Consider the following 24,933-nt stretch of genomic DNA (forward strand, 5'->3'; position numbering starts at 1 on the left):
GGTTCAACCCCCCAGGTTGAGCGTGAGTTTGGTGGTGGCGAACGCCTCGGCGTATCGCTCGTGGCATTCGATGCCACGGATCCGGGCGAGCCCGAGGAAGGCCTCCCGGTCGTACCAGGGACGGTGCCGCTGCGAGGGGTAGTGCTCCTGCAGCAGCCGTACCTTCTCTTCGGCGATCTCGGGCGACAGCGGCTGGTACACCGCCGGGCGGCCGAGATCGCCGTCCCACTTGACGATCTCGTAGCCGAGCACGAGGTGGTCGCGGAACGCGGTGGGTATGAGTTGTGCCAGGCCGCGGTGGTCCTGGTGGGCGTCGTCCGTGCGCGGGGCCAGCACCAGGTCCGGCTCGGTCTGCGCGCGCAGTTCCTCGACGGCGGCCTTGGCCTCCTCCCAGTGCGCGGGCAGCCGGCCGTCCGGCAGCTTGTGCACGGTCAGCCGCAGGTCGGCGCCCGGGCAGAAGCCGGCGAGCGCGGCCGCCTCCTCCTGCTCGCGCTCGCTGCCGCCACCGGACAGCACCAGCGCGTCGACACGGATGCCCGGTCGCGCGTGGCACAGCGTCAGCAGGGTGCCGCCGGCGCCGATGGCGATGTCGTCGCAGTGCGCGGCCACCGCGACGATCCGGTCCAGGCGCCCGGCGCCGAGCCGGATCACGCGCTCACCCCGGCGTTGTCCCGCTCCCACACGGCCCATGGGCGGTCGCCCCGGGTGTAGGCGTCGTCGAGCGCGGCCCGCTCCTTCACGGTGTCGGTCGGCTTCCAGAAACCGCGGTGCTGGTGCGCCACGAGACGGCCCTCCTTGGCCAGGCCGCCGCATCCGTCGGCGACCAGGTCGCCGTTCTCCGGTATGTGGTCGAAGACCTCCTGGCGGAGCACGAAGTAGCCGCCGTTCTCCCACAGGGGCAGTTCGCTGACCGCGGTGATGCCTCCCACCAGCCCGTCCTCGCCCAACTCCACGCAGTGGAAGGAGGACTGCGGCGGCACCACCATCATCGACGCACCGGCGTCACGCCGGGCGAACCGGTCGATCATCTCCGGCAGCGGGGCGTCGGTGAGCACGTCGGCGTAGTTGGCGAGGAACATCTCGTCGCCGTCCAGGTGGTGCCGCACCCTGCGCAGCCGCTCCCCGATCGGCGACTCGATGCCGGTCTGCGCGAACGTGATCGTCCAGTCGGCTATGTCGGTGGACAGCAGCTCGGTCTTCCCGCCCCGCAGCACGAAGTCGTTGGACGTCGTCTCCTCGTAGTTGAGGAAGAAGTCCTTGATGTGGTGGGCCCCGTAACCGAGGCACAGGATGAACTCCTTGTGCCCGAAGTGCGCGTAGTAGCGCATGACGTGCCAGATCAGCGGTCGCGGGCCGACCATCGCCATCGGCTTGGGCACGTCGTCTGCGGCACCGCTGCGCATCCGCATTCCGTAACCGCCGCAGAACAGAACGACCTTCATGCCTTGACCTCGACAATGCTCAGTTCCGGGATGGGGAAGACCAGCCGGCCGCCCCAGTCGCCCACGAAGGACAGCTGCCCCACGAGCTCGGCCCGCAGGTTCCACGGCAGGACGAGGACGTAGTCCGGTCTGTCGGCGGCGATCTGCTCGGGCGCCAGGATCGGGATGCGGGTGCCCGGGGTGAACCTGCCGTGCTTGTACGGGTTGCGGTCGACCGTGTACGGGAGCAGGTCGGGCCGGATGCCGCAGTGGTTGAGCAGCGTGTTGCCCTTGCCGGGGGCGCCGTAGCCGACGACCGTCTCGCCGCGTTCGGCCGCTTCGATGAGGAACTTGAGCAGGTCCCGGCGCACCTTGGCGACCCGGGCGGAGAACTCGGTGTATCCGGACAGCTCCTGCAGCCCGGCGGCCTTCTCCCGGGCGAGCACGTCGGCCACCCGCTGCGTCGGCTCGCCGGCCACCTCGGCAGGTCGGGCCCAAAGCCGGATGGAGCCGCCGTGCGTGGGCAGCAACTCGACGTCCACGAGCGCGAGTCCGCCGCTCGCGAGGGCTCGGATCGCGGCCGCGACCGTGTAGTACTGGAAGTGCTCGTGGTAGATCGTGTCGTACTGGTTCTCCTCGATCAGGGTCAGCAGGTGCTGCACCTCGATGGAGACCCACCCGTCGTCGGCCACGAGGGCGCGCAGCCCCTGGGTGAACCCGATCACGTCGGGGATGTGCGCGTACACGTTGTTGGCCACGACCAGGTCGGCCGGGCCGTGCTCGGCGCGCACGGCGGTACCGGTCTCCGGTGACAGGAACGCCGTGAGCGTGGGCACGCCCGCGTCCCGTGCCGCCGCGCCGACGTTCACCGACGGCTCGATGCCCAGGCAGCGGATCCCCCGGTCCACCACGTGCCTGAGCAGGTATCCGTCGTTGCTCGCGACCTCGACGACGAAGGCGTCGGTGCCGAGACCCACCCGCTCTGCGGCGTCGGCGACGAACGTGCGGGCGTGCTCCACCCAGGACGTCGAGTACGAGGAGAAGTACGCGTACTCCGTGAACGTCTCCTCCGGCTTGATCAGCGGCGGGATCTGCGCCAGCCAGCAGTCGGTGCAGACCCGCAGGTGCAGCGGGTACGCCGGTTCCGGCTGGTCGAGTCGGTCCGCGGCGAGAAAGCTCTCACATGGTGGCGTCGCCCCGAGGTCGACGACGCTCGCCATCGCCTCCGAGCCACACAGTCGGCATCGTGTCATCTGCTGTCCCCATCCCCCCTGCTCGCGCGGGTCTGCCCGCCGCGAGTCTGTGCTGACCGACCCGCGATCGCGGTGCGGTACTCGTCAACCAGGCGGTCGAGGCCGACCGCCGGGCTGAAACCCTGTTCGTAACGGAGCCGGGCCGCGTGGCCCATCTCCCGGTTGTGGTCCGGCTCGGCCGCGATCCGGCGGATGCAGGACGCGAGCGAGGCGGACTCGCCCGGCTGGTGCAGCAGCCCGGTGACGCCGTCCTCGACGAGTTCGACGAAGGCGCCGTGACCGGCGGCGACGACCGGGACCCCGGCCGCCATCGCCTCCACGACCACCAGGCCGAACGCCTCCAGCCAGGTCGAGGGAGCCACCACGGCGACCGATCGCGCGATGGCCTTCTGGCACTCCGCCGTGTCGTACAGGCCGACGTAGCGCACGTCGTCCCGGCCCGCCGCCCAGGCGGTCACCTCCCGCTCCAGCGGCCCCGTGCCGGCGATCACGAGCGGTACGCCCACACCGCCTTGGGCGGCGATCTCGTCCCACGCGACCATGAGCAGCCGTACGCCCTTGGCCTCCGCGAGCCGGCCGAGATAGAGCACGTGCTCTCCCCCGCCCTGTCGGGTGGTTCCCGGGTCGGGTACGAAGTTGTGCTTCACCGCCAGCCGCTCGGCCGGCATGCCGGAACGCACCAGGACGTCGCGCTGCGCCGCGGAGATGCAGAAGAACCGCTCCACGCCGGACCACCACCGCCGCCGGTTGACCGACAGGCTGACCGCGAGGGGCACCGTCGCCAGGCGGGAGTTGCGGTAGCAGCCGTGCCGGACGGCGGGCAGCGGTGCCGAGCCGACGCACTCGGTGCACGGCCGGCCGTCCCGCTGCAGTGTGCCGGGCGGGCAGACCTGGGTGTAGTTGTGCAGCGTGGCGACGGCGGGCACTCCCGCGTCCGCGCAGGCGGCCAGCACCGCGGGCGACAGGAGCGGGAAGACGTTGTGGACGTGCACCACGTCCGGTCGCTCGCTGCGCAGCCGTTGGGTCAGCTCCCTGCGGACCGCCGGGTTCCACGGCACCAGCAGCGGTACCGCGACCTTGCCCGGCAGGGACCGGGCGGCGATGTCGTCGCTGCGCCGCTCGAACACCTCGACCCGGTGGCCGGCCGCGCGCAGCAGCTCCACCTCCTGGTCGACGACCTTGTTCTCCCCGCTCGGCTGCGCCGAGGCGTAGCGGTTGTGCACCACGAGGACGTGCATGCTCAGACCACCTCCGATCTACGGGCCCAGCGCGGGACGTGCCGTCGTGGGACTTCGGGCGTCGCGAGGGGGCCTGCCTCGGCAGGTGTCGCCAACAGCGAGGCGGCCAGGGCCAGATGCAGCAGATACGGCGAGGCGTCGCCCAGACCGGCCTCGGTGTACGAGGCGATCGCGCAGTAGCTGATCAGGAAGATCGCGCAGGCCCTCTGCAGCGACGGTGGACGCAGCAACGCGACGCCGCCCAGCACGATGATGATGATCGCGACGAGGGTGACGCCGATCAGACCCTGCTCGTTGTAGACGGCCAGCCAGCTGTTGTCGATCGGCAGCCCGCCGAACGACTTGTCGCCCAGGCCCACTCCGAACAACTGCTCCGAGGCCGACCGGGGCGCGGCCAGCAGGGCGTCCCAGACCTTGGCCCGGCCGGTGAGGCTGGAGAAGTTCTCCTTGCTCTGTCCGCGCAGGAACCAGGCCTGCAGCACGGAACCGAGCGCCACGGCGGCCACCGCGGCGCACGCCACCGTCCAGGTGAAGAACCGGCGGGCGGCGGCGCTGGTCAGGAGGAGCGAGCCGATCGCCACCACCAGCCCGACGAGCAGGCCGAGGGTGGCCGTGCGGGTATGGGTCAGCGCGAGCAGCACGAGGGAGGGCACGATGACCACCGCCGCGCTGGTCCGGTCGGTCCGTCGCTCCAGGAGGAGCAGCACGGTCAGCCCGATGATCACTGCGGCGTACTGGCCGATCTGCGGCGGGGTGAGCGGCCACAGATCGCCGACCAGCCGCCCGCCGTAGAGGTCGGGCAGCGCCGCGCCCGGTGAGACGGCCAGGCCGGCGGCCACCGATCCGAGCACCGCGAAGTACATCCGGATGTGGTGCCGGACGAATGTCAGACTGCCGTCCCACCAGCGGGTGAGCAACCACAGCGTGCAGACGAAGAGAGTCAGCCGGAAGCAGCGGAACAGCGCACCGAACCCGGACTCCAGGTTCGCGCTGGAGATCACGCTCGTCACCAGCAGCAGGGTGAGCAGGGACACGTACGCACTGGGCCGGATGCGCAGCTGGAGGTTGACCGCGAGCGCCAGCGCGAAGGCGGCGACCAGGGCACCCATGGTGACCATCTGGATGAGGGAGCGGGGCAGCGGGATGATGGTCTTCGCCCCGGCGGAGCCGAGCGTGTTGAGGACCAGCAGCCCCCAGACGATCCCGACGATCTTCGGTGTGTGCCTCCCGTCCATCTCAACCACCGTCCGATGCGCGGAAGGTGCTGCCCGCGTCCTGCTGGTACGGCATGCCCTTCCAGTCCTGGAAGGTGAGCACCTTGCTCGGGTCGTGGACGACGAAGGTCCACGGCCCCACGTACACGTTGTCGTGCCAGAGGTTGTGCTGCTTGAGGGTGATCGCCTCGGCCACCTGCTCGCCCTTGTACGGCGACCAGTCCGGATAGGTGCCGTAGTTGGAGAGCACCGCCATGCGGTCGCACTTCGTCGTGCACTTCATGACGGACTTGTCGAGCACGAAGCGGTTGTTGTGGATGTCCACCCGCTGGGTCTTCCACCGACAGTCGGCGTAGAGCGGTGCCTTGGCGATCGCCGGGTTCGCGCAGCGGCTGGTCTTCTTCACCAGCAGCGTGCAGTCACCGGACGAGGTGTTGGCGGGGCTGTTGCAGAACCGGTCGGCGTTCTCCCACAGGGTGATCCCGGACCAGTTGTCCTCCAGCAGGTTCCCGTAGATCTCGATCTTGTCCGTGCGGGCTTTGATCCGTGGTTCGCCGCCGGACTCGGACAGGTAGACGGTCGCGAACGGGAAGGTGTCGCCGCGGCCGGCCGCCTTGCGGCCCTCGACCCAGTTGTTGTGCCGGATGGTGTTGTTCCGGATGACCGCGTTGTAGCTGGTCTCGTAGATCAGCGCGGCACCGTCGTTGGCCTCCAGCACGTTGTCCTCGATGCGGAAGTCGTTGTTGTTGGTGTCCGCCCACAACCCGGTCCCGCGGTTGTCGTGCACCCAGTTGCCGCGTACGTCGGCTCCGTCGACGGCCCAGAACTTGATGCCTCCGGTGCAGCCGCAGCCCTCCTGCCGCCGCTCCCAGTCGCCGGTGTTGTTGCCCGTGATCTCGTTGCCCTCGACCACCAGGCCGCTGATCCGGCCACTGCCCTTGTACGCGTTCATGCCGTACTGACCGTTGGCGCGCAGGCAGTTGTCGCGGACCTGCTGGCGGGCACCGGCCATCAGCCCCGCACCGGCGTTGTCCTGGATCGTCGCATGCTCGATCACCCACCCGTCGGCCGAGTCGTGGTTGACCACGCCCTCGTTCTGCGGCGGGACGAAAGCCTGCACGGTCAGGTAGCGGATGGTGACGCCCTGGGCGGTGCCGGCGAACGCGTACTCGTTGATCTTCCGGCCGTCGAGCACCGCGCCGGGCGCGCCGAGGTACCGGTCCCCCTTCTTGGGGATGACCTGGGCGTAGCGGTCGGCGTCGAGCCTGTGCTTGCCCGGCCGAAGCCAGAAGGTGGTGTCCGGGGGGTTGCTCTTGGTCTTCGCCGCCAGATCACCGACCTTCGCGGGGTCGACCGTCACCGCGCCCGCCGGCGCCTTCGCCGGGCCGGCCTCGGGCGTGTCGCACACCCGCGCCACGGGCGTGGACCGCGCTCCGGACGTGGTCGGCGCGGCGGTCGTCCTTGCCGGGGCGCCCTGTGTGCTCTCACAGCCGGTCGCCGCCAGCAGGACCACCGCCAGCGGTGCCGCCCACGCCCAATGCCGCTTCTTGATCCCCACGCGCCCCTCCTAGCCGTGGAACCCGAGCGCGGTGGTGAAGCCCTCCGTGCCGTCGGTGATACCGGTTCCGACCAGCGTGGTGGCGGGTTCCTTGCGCCCGAATCCCCCGGAGTACCAGCCCAGCGGCGGGTCGGTCTCGCCGCGGTGCGCCTGCCAGGTCAGCTGCCCGGGCAGGTCGAGCGTCGCGGAGCGGTCCTCGCCGTCCCGGGTCCAGGTGAGCTCCGCCCGGTTGTCCACCAGGTCCGCGGTGATCTCCGGGCCGAGGTGGTACGCCAGGCGTACGGCCCCGCCCGGACCGCGCACCTCGTCGACCACCCTCAACTCCCGGCTCGCGGCCGTCAGTTCCACCCGGCGGCGGTGCACCGAGCCCTCGTAGCCGTCGTGCTCGGCACACCAGCGGGCCACCCCCGCGCCCGAGGTGTCCGCGGTCAGCACCCGGCTCCGGGCATGCCGGGTCCACAGGAACGGGCCGCCGGAGACGGACTGGTCGGCGCCGTCGAGCTGCAGGGTGTTGTGGCCGAGGGTCGAGCGGAAGTACTGCCGCCACTCGGGCTGCCCGTGATAGCAGTACGTCCCCGGATCGGCGAGCACGTCGACCCCGTCGTGCCGGACCTCCACGGACAGCGCGTCCGCGTGGGCGTGCGCGGCGATGGACAGGAAACCGTGCGGACCGCCGTCGCAGCGGCACCAGATCTCCTCCGGGCCGCGCAGGATGGTGAGCCCCGCGTCGGCGAAGTGGGCCGGCCTGCCTGCCGGGCGGGACACGGCCCCTCCGGTTCCGTTTTTCGCGTGCGGCCGGATGAGCGCGGCCAGCAGCGGGGTGCGCACATCGGTGGCGGTCACCGTCGGCCACCAGTCGAGCCGGCCGAACACGGCGTCCCCGGTGGCCAGCAGCGAGCCCCAGCGGTCGGTGCCCGCGCCGTCCAGGACCAGACCGTGACCGTCGTCCGCGTCGCCCTGGCGCGGCGGCCGCAGCCGGTTGTCCACGACGGCCGCGAGCGCGTCGGTCATCCGCAGCAGCACCAGGCGGACGGTCGCGGGGACCGGCACGTCCGCGGCGTCCGCCTCGGCCACCGCGGCCAGACCGAGCTCCAGCACCAGTCCGTGGTACTCGGAGGCCAGCTCGCGGTTGAGGCCGGAGAGGAAGGTGTTGCCGCGCAAATGCCGATCCAGCGACCGCAGGGCGTCGGCCCGCCAGCGCTCCGAGGAGGGGAACCAGCCGAACGCGCAGGCCGCGGCGAACTGCCCGGCGGCCTCCGCGATGACGTGGTTGTTCGCCGACGATCCCCGGCTGGGGAAGGCGGCCAGCCAGCGCTGGTGGTGCCAGATCTGGTTCAGTGCCACCGGGTTGTCCTCGAACAGCCCGGCCGCGCCCGGCCAGCCGTCGAGCAGCCGGCGGACCCACACCCAGGACAGCAGGCGGATGCCCAGCTCGATGCCGCTGATCCAGTGCACGCCGCGCAGCGGTGGGTTGGCCGCCCACCACGACCGCAGATGTTCGGTCACCCGCTCGGCGTAGCGCTCGTCCCCGGTGATCGCGTAGGCGGCGGCGAGCTGGGTGAGGTGGTGGTGCCGGGACAGCTCCCAGATCTGCTTGACGTCCCCGACCGCGTCCTCGCTGCGGTACGGCACGTCGAAGGCGTAGCCGGACGGGGCCCGGCGACCGGTCTTCGGGTCGTACCACCAGTCCGGGTCGGCCAGGTCGTCGCGGACCACGCCGAAGTACTCGGCGTGCCCGGCCATCAGCCGGTCCGCCTCGGCGATGAGATGTTTCGCGGCGTCCGGGGGGATGTCCGCGATCGTCCCCGCGGGCAGTACCGCGGTGAACCGGGCGCCGGTCACGCTCGGGCAGTCAGACGGCGCCGACCGCCAGCGCCGTCTGCGCACCGTGTCGCCCATCCGGCCCGCGACCTCCTGCGGTCCCATCCGGGACAGCCGCCGCAGGTACCAGCTCGCGCTCATGGTCATCGTGCCCGCTCCAACGTCACCGGCGCACCGCCGGCCAGGCCGGCCTGCACGGCCAGGGTGGCCGCCGTGGTGGCGACCAGCGACTCCAGCGGCACCGGCATCGGCCCACCGGTCCGAACGGCCTTGATGAACGAGGCCAGTTCGGCGTTCTGGCCCTTGTCCCGGGCCTTGGGCAGCCGCGAACTGACCCACTTCTTGCGGCCGTACACCGAGGCACGTACGAAGTCGTCGAGCCGCAGCACCTTGCCGTCCGCGACCAGGTCCAGCGTCTCCTTGGGGAAGCCGGGCGCGCCGGTCGTGACATAGCTGATCGTGGCGGTGGATCCGTCCGGGTAGCGCAGTACGACCTGGAGGTCCTCGTTGCCGGCCGGGGCGACCGCGTAGACCGAGACCGGGTCGGCGTCGAGCAGCCAGCTCGCCGTGTCGATGAAGTGCCCGCCCTCACCGGCGAACCGCGAGCCCTCGGTGCCCTGTTGCAGATACCAGCTGCCGTGCTGCAGTCGGCCCGCGTTGACCAGGTAGCGCAGGCTCGCCGGTCCGGTCCGGGCGCCGAACTGCTTCCGGGCCTCCTGCAGCAGCGGCGCGAACCGGCGGTTGAAGCCGACCTGCAGCCGGTCGTTGCCGGACTCCTCCACCGCCGCGAGCACGCCGGCCAGCTCGTCCTCGGTGAGGGCCAGGGGCTTCTCCACGAACACCGTCTTGCCGGCCAGCAGTGCCTTGCGGGTCAGTTCGGCGTGCGAGCTGTGCCTGGTGACCACGAAGACCGCGTCGACGGACTTGTCGCCGAGCACGGCGTCGAGGTCGGTGGTCGCCTCTGCGAAGCCGAACTTCCGCTGCGCGTTGGCCGCGGACAGCGCCGTCGTCGTGACGACCGTCGACAGTTCCACTCCGTCGCGCTGCGCCAGGTGCGGCAGCAGCATCGACGTCGCGTAGTTGCCCGCGCCGACGAACGCCAGCTTCACCGGAGTCCTGGTGGCACGGCCCGGCCCCGGCTTCACGCTCACTGTCGGCACGGCCACCGTCGGGGCCGCCGCATCCTCCGTGTCCTGCGCCTGTTCCGGGTACCGGAACAGCGCGGTGATGGCCTTCAGCTCGCCGTCCTTCAGGCGCTGATAGGTCTCGACGGCGTCGTCGAAGTCGGCGACGTGGGAGATCAGGGGCTCCACGTCGACCTTGCCGCAGGCGACGAGATCGAGGAAGCACGCCAGGTTGCGGCGCTCGGTCCAGCGCACGTAGCCGATCGGGTAGTCGCGCCCCTCCAGTTCATACGACGGGTCGTAGCGCCCGGGACCGTACGAGCGGGAGAAGCGGACGTCGAGTTCCTTCTCGTAGTACGCGTTCCACGGCAGGTCGAGGCGGCACTTGCCGATGTCGACGACCCGGCCGCGGTCCCGGCAGAGCCGGGCGGCCAGCTCGACCGGCTGGTTGCTGCCGCCGCCGGCGGCCAGGTACACCTGGTCCACACCGTGACCGTCGGTGAGTTCGGCGACAGCGGTCTCCAGGGCCGCGGACGCGGGGTCGCCGCAGGCGTCGGCGCCCAGGCGCTCGGCGAGTTCGCAGCGCGCCGGGTCGGGGTCGGCGCCGAGGACGCGGACTCCCGCGGCGGTGAGGAGCTGCACCACCAGCTGCCCGATCAGGCCGAGGCCGATGACGAGTGCCACCTCGCCGAGCTGCGGCTCGCCCTGGCGGACACCCTGCATCGCGATCGACCCGACGGTGCCGAAGGCCGCGTGCTGCGGCGCGAGGCCGTCCGGCACCGGGGCGTAGAGGTTCTTCGGCACCCAGTTCAGCTCGGCGTGCAGCGCGTGCTCGTTGCCGGCGCAGGCCACGAGGTCGCCGGCCTTCACGTCGTCGATGCCGGCGCCGACCTGCTCGACCACCCCGCACAGCGAGTAGCCCAGCGGCGTGTAGGAGTCCAGCTTGCCCATCACCTTGCGGTAGGTGGCGGGCACCCCGTTGGTGGCCACGCTCTGCATGACCTTGGCCACCTGGTCCGGGCGCGAGCGGGCCTTGCCCAGCATCGACATGCCGGCCTCGGACACCTTCATGAGCTCGGTGCCGGTGGAGATCAGCGAATAGGCGCTGCGGACCAGCACACCGCCCGGCTTGCACCCCGGCACCGGAACGTCGAGCACCGCCAGCTCGCCGCTCTTGTAGTTCTGTACTACCTGCTTCACCCGAACTCCTCTGAAATTCCTAAGCCGTCAAACGAGTGCTCTGGCCGGACCCAGAGGTCGCGTCGCGATACCAGTACTCGAGGGTCAGTACGTGCCACAGATGCTTGGAGTAGTCCTGCTGCCCGGCGGCGTCCTCGGCGACCATCCGCGTCAGCGCGTCGCGGCGCAGGAACCCGGAGCGGACGAGCTCCCCGTCGTTGACCACCTCGCGTACCAGCGGCGCCAGGTCCCGGCTCATCCAGGCGCGCAGCGGGGCGCTGAACAGACCCTTGGGCCGGTACACGATCTCCCGGGGCAGGATGGAGGTGGCCGCCTCCTTGAGGACGTGCTTGCCCTGCCGTCCGACGATCTTGCGATCGCCGGGCACGGCGAACGCCGCCTTGACCACCTCGACGTCCACGTACGGCACCCGTACCTCGGTGGACGCGGCCATGCTGGAGCGGTCCGTGTACGTGAGGTTCAGGCCCGGCAGGAACATGCGGGCGTCGGTCAGGCACATGCGGTTGACGAAGTCGTCGAGGTCGTTGTCCTGGTAGACGTCCGCGTGCTCGGTGAGCACGTCGTCGACCGTTCCGGCCAGGTCCGGATCGAGAAGCGCGAGCAGCTCGGCCTGGTCGTACATGGTGTAGCTGCGCCGGAAGGCGGTCTCCTCGGGCAGGTCGGCGAAGGACAGGAACCGCTTCGCGAAGCGCACCGACCGGTACCCGCGGCGGGAGGTGGCGACCGGCAGCCGGTCCACGGCCCCGGACAGGCCGCGCCGCAGGGGTCGCGGGACGCGCTGGTAGCGCAGCGCGATCAGGTTGGCCAGGTGCTTGCGGTACCCGGCGAACAGCTCGTCTGCGCCCATCCCCGAGAGCATCACCTTGACCCCGGCCTCCCGGGCGGCCGAGCAGATCAGGAAGGTGTTGATCGCGGCGGGGTCGCCGATCGGCTCGTCCAGGGAGTACGTCATCTGCGGCAGCAGGTCGAGCACGTTCGGGGCGATCTCGATCTCGTGCAGGTCGACGCCGAACCGCTCGGCCACCTGCCGGGCGTAGCGCAGGTCGTCCGGCATCGCCTCGAACCTGGCGTCCTCGGCGCGGAAGCCGATCGTGTAGGCGGAGATCCCGGGCTGGTGGCGGGCCGCCAGAGCGGTGAGGTAGCTGGAGTCGAGGCCGCCGGAGAGGAAGGTCGCCACCGGTACGTCGGAGAGCAGGTGGCGCCGGGTCGACTCCTCGACGATGGCTGCCAGGTCCGGCCGCTCGCCGGCCCGGGCCCGCTCCCGGCCCTCGGCGGCGACGTCCTTCAGGTTCCAGAACCGGCCACTCTCCACGCGGCCGTCGGGGCGGTGTCTCAGCCAGCTCCCCGGCGGCAGCTTCTCCGCCTCGCGGAACGCGCAGCGTGAGTCCGGCACCCAGTAGTACAGGAGCGAGGCCACCAGCGCCGCGTGGTCCACCTCCAGCTTTCCGCCGGTCGCGACGGCCAGTGCCTTCAGCTCGGAGGCGAACACCAGGCCCTCGCCGCGCCGGAGCAGGAACAGCGGCTTGATGCCCAACTGGTCGCGGGCGAGCACCAGTTCACCGGTGCGCTCGTCGAAGATGCCGAACGCGAACATGCCGCGCAGCCGGGGCAGACAGTCCGTGCCCCAGCGCCGCCAGGCCTCGAGCAGCACCTCGGTGTCGGAGGTGCCACGGAAGCGCACCCCGGTGGCGGCCAGCTCGGCCCGCAGCTCGGGCGCGTTGTACAGCTCGCCGTTGTACGTCAGGGCGAGGCCGTCCGAGACCATCGGCTGGGCGCCGGCCTCGGACAGGTCGATGATGGAGAGGCGGCGGTGCCCGAGCTGCACTTCGCCGTCACCGACGGGGTGGCCGTACCGGCCCGCGCCGTCCGGGCCGCGGTGGGCGAGGGTGTCGGTGAGCCGGTCGGTCACGGCCTTGCCGTCGGGCCATCGGTAAGTGCCTGCGATGCCACACATGTGCTACCGCGCCTCCTGGTCGTTGCCCGGAGCGTGTGCGGCCCACATCGGCTGCCGCTCCGTCCGCGGCTGGTTCGTGCCGTTCTGCTGGGGCAGCCGCTCGGCGCGGCCGCGCAGCGCGGTGTGCAGGCCGTCCCACAGTGTGCCGTCGGTCCGGTCGCGCGGATCGGGGTCGATCAGCACCACACCGATCACCGGGATGCGCTGGTCCGCGAGCTGCCGCGCCACGGTGTGCAGCCATGCGGCGCTGCCGTGTCCGGCGCGTACGACGAGCACGGTCTGGGTGCCGAGGTACCGGAGGTCGGTCCAGGCCGTGCCGGGCGCCACCGAGCCGACGCCGATCCGGCGCGCCTGAGGCGACACGGTCGCGGCACGCTCGCCGCTGACCACCGTCGGGTCCCCTGGCTTCGGGCGGCGGCCGGCGAGCTCCGAGCCGGGCAGGCCGTCTATGACGGTCACCGGCTCCTCCCCCGCCATGGCCCTGGCGAGGTCCAGGGCAATGACGCTGGTGCCGCGCGCACAGCCCAGTTCCAGCAGCGACACCGGTTCCGTGGAGTCACGCGTCGTGCGGGCCAGGGTCGTGGTGAGCCGTTCGCGTGTCACCCGGGTCCGTCGGCGCTGCCACGGCCTGCCCGACCGGCGGGGCAGTTCCGCGATGACCGAGGCGCCCAGGTTCGCGGCGATGTCCCGGCGCAGCACGGGGCGGTCCGCCACCACCGTGCCGACCGCGGCCAGCGCGAGCCCGAGGACGAGCCCGAGGACGAACCCGACCGCGGCGTCGGTGGCCAGGGCCTTGGGCAGGGAGTGCGGCACGGCTCGCGCGGCGTCCACGGTCTGCGTGCCGGCGATGACCTGGGGCGTGCCGGTGCGCGCGTCCGCGGCACGCTGGTCGAAATCGGAGATGCGCGAGTTGAGTTCGGCGCGGCGGGCGAAGAGCGACTCGATGCCAGCCGACGCCTTCGGGTCGGCGTCCGGCGACCGGTTTCCGATCTCCTTGTTGACCTGGGCGAGTTCGACGCGCATCCGGTCACGCTGGTCGAGCAGGGCCTTGGACTCGGCCTGCGCGGTTTCCTGCATCCGCCGCACATGGTCCGCGACGAACGCGTCGGCCAGCGCCTTGGCACGGGACACCGCCTGCGCGTCGCTGTCGCCTGTCACGGTGATCTGCAGCAGGTTGTTGGTCAGGCCGGCACCCGAGTACTCCCGCATGAAGTCCGCCGGTTTTTCCGGGGACTTGAGGGACTGCAGGGCCTTGTCGGCGATCTGGGTGGTCTGCAGCAGCTGGGCGTCGGTGCGGATCAGCGTTCCGGTGTCGTTCGGCTGGTCCTCCGCGTGAGCGACCAGCACCTTGGTCACCGCGGTCGGCGGCGGTGGCATCAGGACCGCCACCGCGGCGCCGGCCAGCAGGCCGAGGAGCGCCAGGGCGGTCCACAGGCGACGGCGCCTGCGCACCGCCACCACCAGACCCTGCAGGTCGATGAGCGGAGTGGCGGCCGAGGCCTCCGAAGTCGTGCTCGTCGTCACGCTGAACCTCCCGTCGCGTGGCCGCGCACGGCGAGCGCCAGAGTGGCGTCGTCCGGGAGTTGGCCGGCAGCCCGCGTGGGGCGTGACTGGACCAGGCCGGCGACGACGATGCCGACGATCTCGTGCCTGCCGTCCGCGCACGCCTCCGCGATGCCGGCAAGCTCTTCCGCGGTCCAGCTGTCGGCGCTGAGGACCACCACGGCGCCGGACTCGATGTCGCGGTCCGGCACGATCGGCCGGTCCACCGAGACCTCCACCACCCGCAGCGTCGGACCGCTCCTGGCCTCCGCCACGAGCTGCCCTGCGGCTCGGCGGGCGATCTCGTCGCCTTCCGGTACGACGACCAACAGCCGCTGGGCGCCGGGCAGTCGGTCCCGCAGGCGAGCGCACACCCGCCGGTAGCGGAGCCGTCTGCCGGCCTCGTCGCCGGACTTCTGCGGAGCCGGTGTGTCCCACCGGGTGTCGACGCCGAGGAGCCGGCGGATCCGGGCTCGTGAGCCACCGCCGTCCGGCTGGTGCGTGCGCCGTTCGCCGGGGACGTCGACGGTGCCGAGGAGCGTCGAGCCCAGTGCCGCGGTGATGTCCGGTTCGGTGCGCAGTCGGCGGTTCATCCGTGCGGCGACGAGATGGCCGATGACGGTGAGCAGGAAGAACAGCAGCGCTCCACCGAGGATGAGCTGCATCCTCGTCGGCGCCGCCTCGCCGGTCGGCGGGGCGGCCGGCCCCATGACGACCATGCCGGCCTTGTTGGTCGCGGGGTTGGCCTCGTCCACCTTCTTCATGGCCTCCTCCAGCGAGGTGCGCAGGTTCTCCAGCGCGGTGCGGGCCTGCACGCTCTCCACGGTCCGACCCGGGTCGGCCGCCTTGGCCAGGTCGCTGATGCGGCGGTTGGTCTCATCGACCTGCTTCCGCAGCGTGTCGGAGACCGTGGTTGACGCGGAGTCGGTGCTGCTGCCCGTGATCTGCGCGGTGTACTGCACGAACTGCCGGGCCACCTCGTCGGAGAGCTGCTGCGCACGCTTCGGGGTGTCGGCCGTACCCGAGATGGTGATGATGTTCCCGTCGGCGGCCTTGGCGCTCACCTGGTCCCGTAGCCCGGCGGTGCTGACACCGGACCAGTGCAGGGCGTCGGCCGCGCGGTCGATCACCGCCGAACTGGTCGCGAGGTCCACCTGGGTGAGCAGCTCGCGCTCCTCCCACAGGCCCGGCAGCAGTACCGGTGCCGACGCCGTGTAACGCGGTGGGAACACCACGACTGAGGCGCCGTAGCCGACCAGCGCACCTACGACGGCGAGGACGGCGAGCAGCCGCCAGCGCCGACGGAATATTCGCCCGATGGTGACCAGGCGTATCGTGTCCTCGCTCAACTGCGCTGCCTCTTCCCTGTGCGGACCGGGTCGCCCGCCGACACCGGGGTCTGATCACGGCAGGCGGCGGCGTAGGCGGCGAGCAGCGACGCTTGCGAGTTCTGCCAGGAGAGCGGCCCGCTGATCCGCTCCTGGCCGATCTTGCCCATCCGGGCCCGCTTGTCCGGATCGTCCAGCAGCGCCGCGACGAGCTCGGCGAACCGGGCCTCGTCGTTGGCGGGCGCGTAGACGGCGGCGTCGCCGGCGGACACGCGCGCCTCCTTCAGGTCGAAGGAGACGATCGGCCGGCCCATCGCCATGTACTCCAGGACCTTGTTCATGGTCGACACGTCGTTGAGCGGGTTGCGCGGGTCGGGAGACAGGCACACGTCCGCGGTGGACAGGTAGCGCACCAGGTCGGCGTCCGGAATGCGCCCGGTGAACTGCACCTGCTCGGTGAGCCCGAGCCGCTTGGACAGCTCCACCATCGCGTCGAAGGCGTCACCGGAGCCGACGAACACCGCGTGCCAGTCGGTCCGTCCGAGCTGGTCGCGCAGCTTGGCGAGGGCCCGCAGGGCGTAGTCGACTCCGTCCTGGGGGCCCATGACGCCGAGGTAACACAGCAGATGAGGCTTGCCGCGCTTCAACTCCGGCTCCGGCGGCACCGGTTGGAACCGGTCGATCTGGGGCGCGCTGCGCACCACGAACACGTCCTCCGGCCGCCGGCCGCCACGGCGCACCGCGACGTCCCGGTAGCTCTCGTTCGTGGCGAGCACGATGTCCGCGGCCCGGTAGGTCCGCCGTTCCAGCGCGCACACGCCGCGGTAGAGCAGGTCCTTGCCGCGGTCGAACCGGGAGAGGTACAGCTCGGGCACCAGGTCGTGCTGGTCGAAGACGAACCGCGCGCCCTGCCGCTTCAGCCACAGGGCCGGCAGGAACAGCAGATCGGGCGGGTTGCAGGCGTGGACCACGTCGACCGGGCCGACCTTGCGGGCCAGCCGGGCCGTGTGCCACAACGCCGTTCCGTACTCCTTCAGGTAGCCGGCCGGTCCTCCGGTGGCCGCGCGCAGCGGGTAGCGGTGGATCCGCACCCCGTCGATCACGGCCTCCGGCTCCGTGTCGCGTTTGGTGCCCTGCGGGCAGATGACGTGCACCGTCCAGCCCGCGTCGCGCAGCGTCGTGCACTCCTGCCACACCCGCCGGTCGAACGGCACCGACAGGTTCTCCACCAGGATCAGAGCGCGTCGCCCCGACCCGTCACCGCTGACTGCGTTACCAAGCAAGGCCCACGTACCCCGGTTCGGTCCGGCGCGCATCGGCGTCGGGAAGGTGGATGAGGTCGACGATCACCGGGGCGTTCCCATGGGGCAGCACCGACAGCACGGCCGGGTCCCTGGTCCCGACCAGGCACACCTCGGCATGGTCGAGCACCTCCTCGACGGACTCCGCGAGCAGCTGCGCGAGGTGCGGCAGCCGGTTCTCGATGTACTCGCGGTTCGCGCCGAGCAGCCGGGACAGGCTCACATTGGCGTCGTAGATCTTGAGGTCGTACCCCTTGCCGAAGAGACGCTCCGCCAGCTCGACGAGCGGGCTCTCGCGGAGGTCGTCGGTGCCGGGTTTGAAGGACAGCCCGAACATTCCCACCCGGCGCTTGCCGGTGCGCTCGACCAGTTCCACCGCACGTTGCAGATGGTCGGAGTTGGAGGGCAGCACGTGGGAGAGGATGGGCACCGAGACGTCGGCCCGCTGCGCCGCGTGGACCAGGCTGCGCAGGTCCTTGGGCAGGCAGGAGCCGCCGAAGGCGAAGCCGGGCCGCAGATAGGCGGGGCTGATGTTCAGCTTGCGGTCGGCCAGGAACACGTCCATCACCTGGTGCGAGTCCACCCCGAGTGCCTGGCACACCGCGCCCAGCTCGTTCGCGAAGCCGATCTTGAGGCCGTGGAACGCGTTGTCCGCGTACTTGATCGCCTCTGCCGTCGGGACCGGCACCCGGAACACCTCGCCGGGCAGGCCGTCGTACAGGGCCAGCACCGCGTCGCCGCTGGCCGGGTCGAGCTCGCCGATCACGGTCTTGGGCGGGTCGAAGAAGTCCCGCACGCTGGTGCCCTCGCGCAGGAACTCCGGGTTGACCGCGACCCCGATGTCCACCCCGGCCATGCCGCCGACGTTCTTCTCCAGGATCGGCACCAGCAGGTTCAGGCAGGTGCCCGGGAGCATGGTGCTGCGGAACACGACGGTGTGGCGTCCGCCGCGCTCGGCGAGCGCGGCGCCGATCTGCTCGGTGACCCGCTCCAAGTACGTGGTGCACAGGCTGCCGTTGGGCTCCGACGGCGTGCCCACGCAGATCAGCGAGATCTCGCTGTCCATGATCGCCTCGCGGACGTCGGCGGTGGCGCGCAAGGCTCCGGTCCGCACGACGTCGGCGATGAGCTCGCCGATCCGCTCCTCGACCACCGGGGCCTTGCCGTCGTTGACCAGGTCGACCTTCACCTGGTTGACGTCCACCCCGATGACTTCGTGCCCCATGCTGGCCAGGCACGCGGCCGACACGCAGCCCACGTAGCCGAGCCCGAAAACGCTGACTCTCATGTCCCGTTCCTCCCCCCAGACAGGCCCTGGTGGCCTGCGGTCCCCCACGTCAGGCCCTGGTGGCCTGCGGTCCGCGCGTCGGCCGGCCGACGCCCCCCGCGCATCAGTAGGCCCCCTGCCCGTGGAGCACCGCACGCATCGTCTTCCACAAGATCACCGTGTCGAGGGCGAGCGACCAGTCCTCCACGTACCGCAGGTCGAGGCGGACCGCCTCCTCCCACGGCAGGTCGCTGCGTCCGCTTATCTGCCACAGGCCGGTGAGCCCGGGCTTGACCAGCAGCCGCCGCCGGATGTCCGGGTCGTACGCGGCGCACTCCTCCGGCAGTGGAGGCCGTGGACCGACGAGCGACATCGATCCGGCAAGTACGTTGAAAAGCTGCGGGAGTTCGTCGATCGAGTACCGGCGCAGCACCGCTCCCACCCGGGTCACCCTCGGATCCCGGCGGACCTTGAACAGGAGCCCCGCGCCCTCGTTGCGGTCGGCGAGCTCGGCACGTGCGCCGTGCGCCCCGGACACCATCGTGCGGAATTTGAGAATGGTGAACTCGCGGCCGTCCTTGCCGACCCTGCGCTGGCGGTAGAACGCCCCGCCCCGGCTGTCCGCCAGCACGAGCAGCGCGACGAACGCCATCAGCGGCGCGAAGAGCATCAGCAGGACCGCCGCGCCCACCCGGTCGACGACCCCCTTGATCGCCCGTCGGCCACCGGTGAAGGTCGGCATGCTGACCCGCAACAGCGGTATCCCGAGCACGGCGTCGACGTGCAGCCGCGGGCCTGCCACCTCCATCAGCACGGGGGCCACGACCATCTCGGCATCGCTGCCCTCGAGGTTCCAGGCCAGCCGCTGCAGCCGGTCCGGTGTCCAGTGCGGGTCCGGGGTGACCGCGACGACACGGTAGCCGTCGTGGTGGACGTGCTTGGCGACGTCCGTCAGCCGCCCGACGACCGGCACGCCGTCCAGTTGGTCACCGTCGTGCCCGCGACCGTCCGTCGTGCACACTCCGTCCACCCGCCATCCGAGGTGCGGGAACTTCCGGGTCCGGGTGATCAGATCGCGCACGGTGGCCGGGCTCCCGGCAGCGAGCACCGGTCTGAGACACCGCCCTTCCTTGCGCTGCTTGTGCAGCCCGAGGCGGAGCAGATAGCGCTCGGTCATGGTGACGAGCGCGATCGCGGGAACCGCGACGAATATCCAGAGCTTGATGTTGCGCGAGGTGAGGGCGATGCCGCCGAGCGCGAGGACGACGGTCGCTGTGAACAGTGAGCGTCCGAGCCTGCGGAATTCCTCGGCGCCCTGGCCGAGCACGGCCGGAGCCCATGCCCGGCTCACGGCAAGCGCTCCGAGCACCAGCAGTTGGGTGCCGAAGGCGAGAATTCCCCATTTCTCATGCCAGTTGGCCGCGTCCCGTGCCCCGAAGAAGTTGCCGATCGCTGCCACCACGCAGGCGGTGGCCACGGTGTCGCTGGTGATGACGGTACGGCGGTACCGCTGCTCCCAGTCGCTCGCGGGCGTGCTGATCGCCTCTTCCGCCAGACGCCCGCGCGCCGACGAAAAAGGGTCGACTATTCCCCCCTGCCGCACAGAAACCCCCCGGTCCCCAGTGGTACGACGTCTTCGTCCATCACTGCCCCTCCCCCCGGGAGGCCCCCGCCTCCCGCACGCTTCCTTCGGGAGGCCCCCGCCCCCCGCGACGCGCTGCCCCTTCCCGCGAGAGACCCCCGCCTCCCGCGCACGACATCCCGGATACGTCAGCGCTGCCTGAGCAACCCACTCCGGCCACAGCAGACTCGCCTGTCCGGCCGGACCCGGGCTGCACGGAAACCCGTCGAAACCTCAGGTGCTCCCCGCACCCGAAGCCCCTCTCGGGCTACAAGAATCGATCACCCCCACGTCAGCGCCAGAGATGCGGCTACGGGCCGCCTGTATCACCAGCCCATAGATCATCATTTGTCGCCTCGTGTCCCAGCATGTGAAGCACGATCAATCTAGACCATCGGAACCGGTCTGAAGAGGGGAACGTGTGGAATTTGTGCTTGAGATCTGAAGATGGCTCCATTGAATCGGTGACCACGTACGGGTGCCCCGGCGACCGGAGACGTGCCTGGTGACCCGTGATGCCGGGCGCCTCCGGTTGATACCACCCGCCGTCCCGACGCGCCCCGGCACCGCCGACTGGGCGGCGCTCAGGGCCCGTTCGGCTGAAATTGTCGGTGAGCCCTTGCGGCGTCCGAACCATCCCCCGGCCGGGGGATGAGCCCCCGCCGACCGGCGGGGTGTTCCGGCCATCTGCCGGAGGGCAGCCGGATCCCTCCGCTTGCCCGATCCCCGGCCGACGGTCACGCTCGCTGCAACCGGGTCGTTCAGGCCGGCCCCCTCCGCACACTCGACGAAAGTCCGACCACAGTGCTCCCCACGATCCTGGCCGCCGCGGTCATGGCCCTGATCCGTTCGCTCGCCGCGCTCCGGCTCCAGCGCTGGCACCTCGGCGCGCCCGCGACCATGGTGCTGGCCGGCATCCTGGTCGGGCTCAGCGTGGAGGACTCGGTGGTAGCCGTGCTGAACACGGAAGTGGCGCAGCACGTCGCCGAGATCATCCTGGCCTTTCTGCTGTTCGTCGATGCCACGGAGGTGCGCGGCGGCAGGCTGTGGGGCAACTCGCCCCGGCTGGTCTCCAGGGTGCTACTGGTGGCGCTCCCGGTGAGCGTCGGCGCGGCGATGCTGCTGGGCAAGCTGGCGTTCCCGGCCTTGCCCTGGGCGCTGATGCTGGTGGTCGCCTGCGTCGTCGTACCGATCGACTTCGCTCCCAGTGAGCATGTCGTGCGCGATCCCCGGCTGCCGGCGCGGGTGCGGAGCGTGCTGAACGTCGAGAGCGGCTACAACGACGGCATCGTCTCTCCCCTCTTCCTGTTCGCGCTGCTGCTGGCCGGCGGCAGCTCCACCGTCCACACGCCGGTCGACGCCCTGACGACCGCCGCCGCGCAGGCCGCGAAGGCCGTGGTCGCGGGGCTCGTCCTGGGCGGCCTCGTCGCCTGGCTGCTGCACCGGGCCGACCGGGCCGGGTGGACGACCGAGCAGTCGCGCCGCACCGCCGTGCTGCTCACGCCCCTGATCGCCTACTCGGCAGGCGTCGAGATCGGGGGCAACGGCTTCGTCACGTCCTTCGTGTGCGGGATCGCGTTCCGCTACGTCCACCGTGTCCTCGCCGCCCGCCGCATCCGCACCTCGCCCGCGCCGCGATCCGCCCGTCACTCGGCCGCCGGCCCCCAGGACGTCGGCCTCCTGGAAGACGCCACCGCCCTCATGACGATGACCATGTGGTTCGTGGTCGGCCTCGCGGCCGTCGTCACCTTCTCCATCGGCGTGAGCTGGCCGGCCGTCCTGTTCTGCCTGACGGCCCTCACGATCGTCCGTATCGTCCCGGTCCTGGCGGCCCTCACCGGCTCGTCCCTGCCCCACCGCGACCGACTCCTGATCGGTCTCCTCGGCCCGCGCGGCACCACCACCATCGTCTTCGGCCTCATCGCCTACAACGGCCTCCCGGACGGCACCGGCGCCGACACCGTCCTGCAGACCACCGTCCTGTGCGTCCTGGGCAGCGTTCTGCTTCATGGCATGGGTTCGGAGACCCTCATCAGACGCACCCGGCCGGCCCAGCGGCGCACCGCGCCATCCCTGGTGCGGTGACCGGTTCACGCCCTACGCAGGAGCGGGGTCCTCAGTCCGCCGCCGGGGTCACTCGGCCACGCCCGTTCGAAGCCGGGGGTTCGGTGGCGCGCAGGTGTTCTCTCAGCCACTGCTCCGTGTTGCTCACGTGCAGCAACGCCGCGGCCTGGCTGAGTGCTGCGTCGCGGTGGGACAGCGCCGTGTAGATCGCCTCGTGCTCGGCGAGGGTCCGGCCCGAGGCGTCGGAGTCGACCAGGCCGCGCCAGATGCGGGCACGCAGGGTGCGGCCGGAAATGCCCTCCAGGAGGGTGAGCAGCGACTCGTTGCCGGTGGCCGCGACGACCGCGCGGTGGAAGGCGGCGTCGTGCGCGTTGAGCTGCTCGACGTCGTCGCGGGCATCGCGCATGGCGTCCAGGTGCTGCTTTATCGTGGCCAGTTGGCCGTCGGTGATACGGGTCGCGGCCAGCGCGGTGGCGACCGGTTCGAGGAGCCGTCGTACCTCCATCAGGTCCTGCAGCGCGCCCGCGTCGCCCTGCAGGAGCTCCACCGCGCCGCCCAGCCCCTCCAGGAGCAGGCTCGGCGCGAGGCTGGTGACGTACGTGCCGTCGCCGCGCCGTACCTCCAGGACCCGGGCGACGGCCAGGGCCTTGACGGCCTCGCGGGCGAGGTTGCGGGACAGGCCGAGCTGGGCGGCCAGGTCCGGCTCCGGGGGCAGCTTGGAACCGGGAGGCAGCGCGCCGGAGCCGATCAGCTCACGGATCTGCGCGATGGCCTTGTCCGTCAGGGACACCTGGGACTCCTTCCGCCGTCGTTCTCCGTCGGCACGTCCGGCCTGAGGAGGCCCTGGGAGCGAAGATCGTCCCAGAGGCCTTCGAGGAGGTGCCGACGGTGGAGTTCCGCGTTCCGCTCGACCTGTTCCGGACTCCGCATGCCCAGGGTGACGTTGATGATACTGGGGTGTGTGAAGGGGAACGCGATCGCCGCCGCGGGGAGAGTGGTGCCGTGCCGTTCGCAGACCCCGGCGATCGCCAGTGCACGGCTGACCAGGTCGGCGGGCGCCTCCCGGTAGTCGTACTTCATCCCCTCGGCGGGCCGGTCGCGTGAGAGGAGTCCTGAGTTGAACACGCCGACCGCGACCACGTTCTTGCCGTGTTCCTGCGCGGCGGGCAGGACGTCGTCCAGCGCCGACTGGTCGAGCAGGGTGTAGCGCCCGGCGAGCATCACCACGTCGGCGGCCGTCTCGCGCAGGAAGCGTGCGAGCATGGCCGACTGGTTCATGCCGGCGCCGACGGCTCCGATCACGCCCTGGTCACGCAGTTCGGCGAGTGCGGGCATGGCCTCGTCGGCGGCCTGCGGCCAGTGCTCGTCCGGGTCGTGCAGGTAGACGATGTCGAGGCGGTCCAGTCCGGTGCGCCGCAGGGTGTCCTCGATGGAGCGGAGGACTCCGTCGCGGCTGAAGTCCCACTGTCTGCGCAGGTCGTCCCGTACGACGAAGCCCTCGGTGTCCATGCCGTGCGGCTTTTCGTTGGGCACGAGGAGTCGGCCGACCTTGGACGAGACGACGTACTTCTGCCTCGGACGCTCGCGCAGGGCCGCTCCCAGGCGGCGCTCGGAGAGGCCGAGGCCGTAGTGGGGTGCGGTGTCGAAGTACCGGATGCCCGCCGCCCAGGCCGCCTCGATCGCGGCTGCCGCCTCCTCGGCCGGGGTGACGCGGTAGAGGTTGCCGATGACGGAGGCGCCGAAGCCGAGTTCGCTGACCTCGACGGAGGTGTTCGTGATCTTCCTGTGTCGCATGTCGCGCTCCCCGCGCCTGCGGTCAGCGTCTGACATGGGGGCAGCCGCCCGTCATCAGGGCCTCGACCTCGGTGAGCGAGGCCATGGAGACGTCACCCGGCGTGGTCATGACGAGGGCGCCATGGGCGGTGCCGTAGCCGAGGGCGCGTTCCAGGCCGGCCCCGGTCAGCAGGCCGTGGATCAGTCCGGCGGCGAAGGCGTCGCCGGAGCCGATGCGGTCCAGTACGTGCAGTCCGGCCATCGTGGGGCCGGTGACGAAGCCGCTCTCGGGTGACCAGGCCGCCGACGACCAGTCGTTCACGCCCGCCGACGGCACCTCGCGCAGCGTCGTGGCCAGAACGCGTACGCCGGGCAGTCGGCGCGCCAACCCCGCGAGGGCGTCGGGGAGTTCGTCGATGGCGACGCGTGTCTGCCCGGGGCGCTCCCCCGCCAGGCCCAGGGCGCCCACGACGACATCCGCGTGTCGGGCGAGCCGCAGGTCCACCTCGCGTGCGCGGTCGGCTCCGCCTCGGCCGTCCCACAGGCTGGCGCGGTAGTTGGGATCGTAGGAGACCGTCACGCCGTGCCTTCTCGCGGCAGCCATCGCCTCGTCGGCGACGTCCACTGTGGTGTCCGACAGGCCGGCGAAGACACCGCCGGTGTGGAACCAGCGGGGTCCTGCGGCGAAGACCGCGTCCCAGTCGATGTCGCCCTTGCGCAGTTGGGAGACGGCGGTGTTGGCGCGGTCGCTGACGCCGAGCGCACCGCGGACCCCGAAGCCGCGCTCCACGAAGTTCAGGCCGTTGCGGGCGCTGCGGCCGATGCCGTCGCCGGGCGCCCAGCGGATCAGGGAGGTGTCGACACCGCCCTGGAGGATCAGGTCCTCGACGAGGCGGCCGACCGCGTTGTCGACGAGGGCCGTGACGACGGCGGTGCGCAGCCCGAAGCAGCGGCGCAGTCCCCGTACGACGTTGTACTCGCCGCCGCCCTCCCAGACCTGGAAGGTGCGGGTCGTGCCGATCCGCCCTTCGCCCGGGTCGAAGCGGAGCATCACCTCGCCGAGGGCCACCACGTCGGTCACCGGCCCAGCCACCCCCCGTCGACAGGCAGGATCGCGCCGTGCACATAGGAGGCGGCGTCCGAGGCGAGGAAGACGGTGGCGCCCGCGAGGTCGTCGGCGCTGCCCCACCGTCCGGCCGGGATGCGGTCCAGGATCGCCGTGCTGCGCGCCGGGTCGTCGCGCAGCGCCTGGGT

At 71.2% G+C, this 24,933-nt stretch carries 19 protein-coding genes; 1 reads left to right on the plus strand and 18 read right to left on the minus strand.

The genetic code is table 11. The annotated features are described in order from the left end of the window. Positions 1-3 precede the first annotated feature (3 nt). The 14 genes from LJ657_RS46130 to LJ657_RS46195 form a co-directional block, all read right to left on the minus strand. Positions 4-651 (minus strand): PIG-L deacetylase family protein, encoded by a 648-nt coding sequence (locus tag LJ657_RS46130; RefSeq protein WP_232655717.1) that lies wholly within the window; start codon positions 649-651, stop codon positions 4-6. After that, positions 648-1,442 carry a glycosyltransferase family protein gene (locus tag LJ657_RS46135; protein ID WP_232655718.1) on the minus strand — a complete coding sequence of 265 codons (795 nt, stop codon included), beginning with the start codon at positions 1,440-1,442 and terminating at the stop codon, positions 648-650. The genes LJ657_RS46130 and LJ657_RS46135 overlap by 4 nt, the downstream gene beginning before the upstream one ends. Beyond that, on the minus strand, positions 1,439-2,674 hold the full coding sequence (locus LJ657_RS46140; RefSeq protein ID WP_232655719.1) for a class I SAM-dependent methyltransferase: 1,236 nt from the start codon (positions 2,672-2,674) through the stop codon (positions 1,439-1,441). Before LJ657_RS46140 ends, LJ657_RS46135 begins: the two co-directional genes overlap by 4 nt. Continuing rightward, positions 2,671-3,912, minus strand: coding sequence for a glycosyltransferase (locus LJ657_RS46145; RefSeq protein WP_232655720.1), 1,242 nt, complete (start codon positions 3,910-3,912; stop codon positions 2,671-2,673). Before LJ657_RS46145 ends, LJ657_RS46140 begins: the two co-directional genes overlap by 4 nt. A gap of 2 nt (positions 3,913-3,914) precedes the next feature. Continuing rightward, positions 3,915-5,147 (minus strand): O-antigen ligase family protein, encoded by a 1,233-nt coding sequence (locus LJ657_RS46150; protein WP_232655721.1) that lies wholly within the window; start codon positions 5,145-5,147, stop codon positions 3,915-3,917. A 1-nt stretch (position 5,148) separates the two neighbouring features. Beyond that, positions 5,149-6,684: a right-handed parallel beta-helix repeat-containing protein gene (locus LJ657_RS46155; protein WP_232655722.1), complete on the minus strand. Its 1,536-nt coding sequence runs from the start codon at positions 6,682-6,684 to the stop codon at positions 5,149-5,151. Positions 6,685-6,693: 9 nt separating this feature from the next. Then, entirely contained in the window at positions 6,694-8,652 is a 1,959-nt protein-coding gene (locus LJ657_RS46160; protein ID WP_232655723.1) for a heparinase II/III family protein, read from the minus strand. Next, complete coding sequence (locus LJ657_RS46165; protein ID WP_232655724.1) at positions 8,649-10,829, minus strand: bi-domain-containing oxidoreductase; 2,181 nt, start codon at positions 10,827-10,829, stop codon at positions 8,649-8,651. The genes LJ657_RS46160 and LJ657_RS46165 overlap by 4 nt, the downstream gene beginning before the upstream one ends. Positions 10,830-10,848: 19 nt before the next feature. Continuing rightward, a complete protein-coding gene (gene asnB, locus LJ657_RS46170; RefSeq protein ID WP_232655725.1) occupies positions 10,849-12,783 on the minus strand; it encodes an asparagine synthase (glutamine-hydrolyzing) in 1,935 nt (644 codons plus the stop codon). Positions 12,784-12,786: 3 nt separating this feature from the next. Continuing rightward, complete coding sequence (locus LJ657_RS46175; protein WP_232655726.1) at positions 12,787-14,307, minus strand: Wzz/FepE/Etk N-terminal domain-containing protein; 1,521 nt, start codon at positions 14,305-14,307, stop codon at positions 12,787-12,789. After that, positions 14,304-15,674 carry a YveK family protein gene (locus tag LJ657_RS46180; protein ID WP_232655727.1) on the minus strand — a complete coding sequence of 457 codons (1,371 nt, stop codon included), beginning with the start codon at positions 15,672-15,674 and terminating at the stop codon, positions 14,304-14,306. The genes LJ657_RS46175 and LJ657_RS46180 overlap by 4 nt, the downstream gene beginning before the upstream one ends. After that, positions 15,671-16,969 carry a glycosyltransferase family 4 protein gene (locus LJ657_RS46185; protein WP_232655728.1) on the minus strand — a complete coding sequence of 433 codons (1,299 nt, stop codon included), beginning with the start codon at positions 16,967-16,969 and terminating at the stop codon, positions 15,671-15,673. The genes LJ657_RS46180 and LJ657_RS46185 overlap by 4 nt, the downstream gene beginning before the upstream one ends. Beyond that, entirely contained in the window at positions 16,926-18,242 is a 1,317-nt protein-coding gene (locus LJ657_RS46190; RefSeq protein ID WP_232655729.1) for a nucleotide sugar dehydrogenase, read from the minus strand. Before LJ657_RS46190 ends, LJ657_RS46185 begins: the two co-directional genes overlap by 44 nt. Positions 18,243-18,345: 103 nt before the next feature. Continuing rightward, positions 18,346-19,824 carry a sugar transferase gene (locus LJ657_RS46195; RefSeq protein ID WP_232655730.1) on the minus strand — a complete coding sequence of 493 codons (1,479 nt, stop codon included), beginning with the start codon at positions 19,822-19,824 and terminating at the stop codon, positions 18,346-18,348. Positions 19,825-20,646: 822 nt separating this feature from the next. Between LJ657_RS46195 and LJ657_RS46200 the strand changes: the two genes are divergently transcribed. Continuing rightward, on the plus strand, positions 20,647-21,927 hold the full coding sequence (locus tag LJ657_RS46200) for a cation:proton antiporter domain-containing protein (RefSeq protein ID WP_232655731.1): 1,281 nt from the start codon (positions 20,647-20,649) through the stop codon (positions 21,925-21,927). Between the two features lie 31 nt (positions 21,928-21,958). Here LJ657_RS46200 and LJ657_RS46205 read toward each other — a convergent pair whose 3' ends face one another. From LJ657_RS46205 to LJ657_RS46220, 4 genes are all read right to left on the minus strand, one after another. Next, a complete protein-coding gene (locus LJ657_RS46205; protein ID WP_232655732.1) occupies positions 21,959-22,696 on the minus strand; it encodes a FadR/GntR family transcriptional regulator in 738 nt (245 codons plus the stop codon). Continuing rightward, positions 22,687-23,700 (minus strand): aldo/keto reductase, encoded by a 1,014-nt coding sequence (locus LJ657_RS46210; RefSeq protein WP_232655733.1) that lies wholly within the window; start codon positions 23,698-23,700, stop codon positions 22,687-22,689. The genes LJ657_RS46205 and LJ657_RS46210 overlap by 10 nt, the downstream gene beginning before the upstream one ends. 22 nt (positions 23,701-23,722) lie before the next feature. Further along, entirely contained in the window at positions 23,723-24,760 is a 1,038-nt protein-coding gene (locus LJ657_RS46215; protein ID WP_232655734.1) for a sugar kinase, read from the minus strand. After that, positions 24,757-24,933, minus strand: a 177-nt coding sequence (locus tag LJ657_RS46220) for an SDR family oxidoreductase (protein WP_232655737.1), incomplete at its 5' end; no start/stop codon positions are given. The genes LJ657_RS46220 and LJ657_RS46215, both read right to left, overlap by 4 nt.

Source organism: Streptomyces guryensis, assembly GCF_021261325.1.
GTDB classification, from domain to species: domain Bacteria; phylum Actinomycetota; class Actinomycetes; order Streptomycetales; family Streptomycetaceae; genus Streptomyces; species Streptomyces guryensis.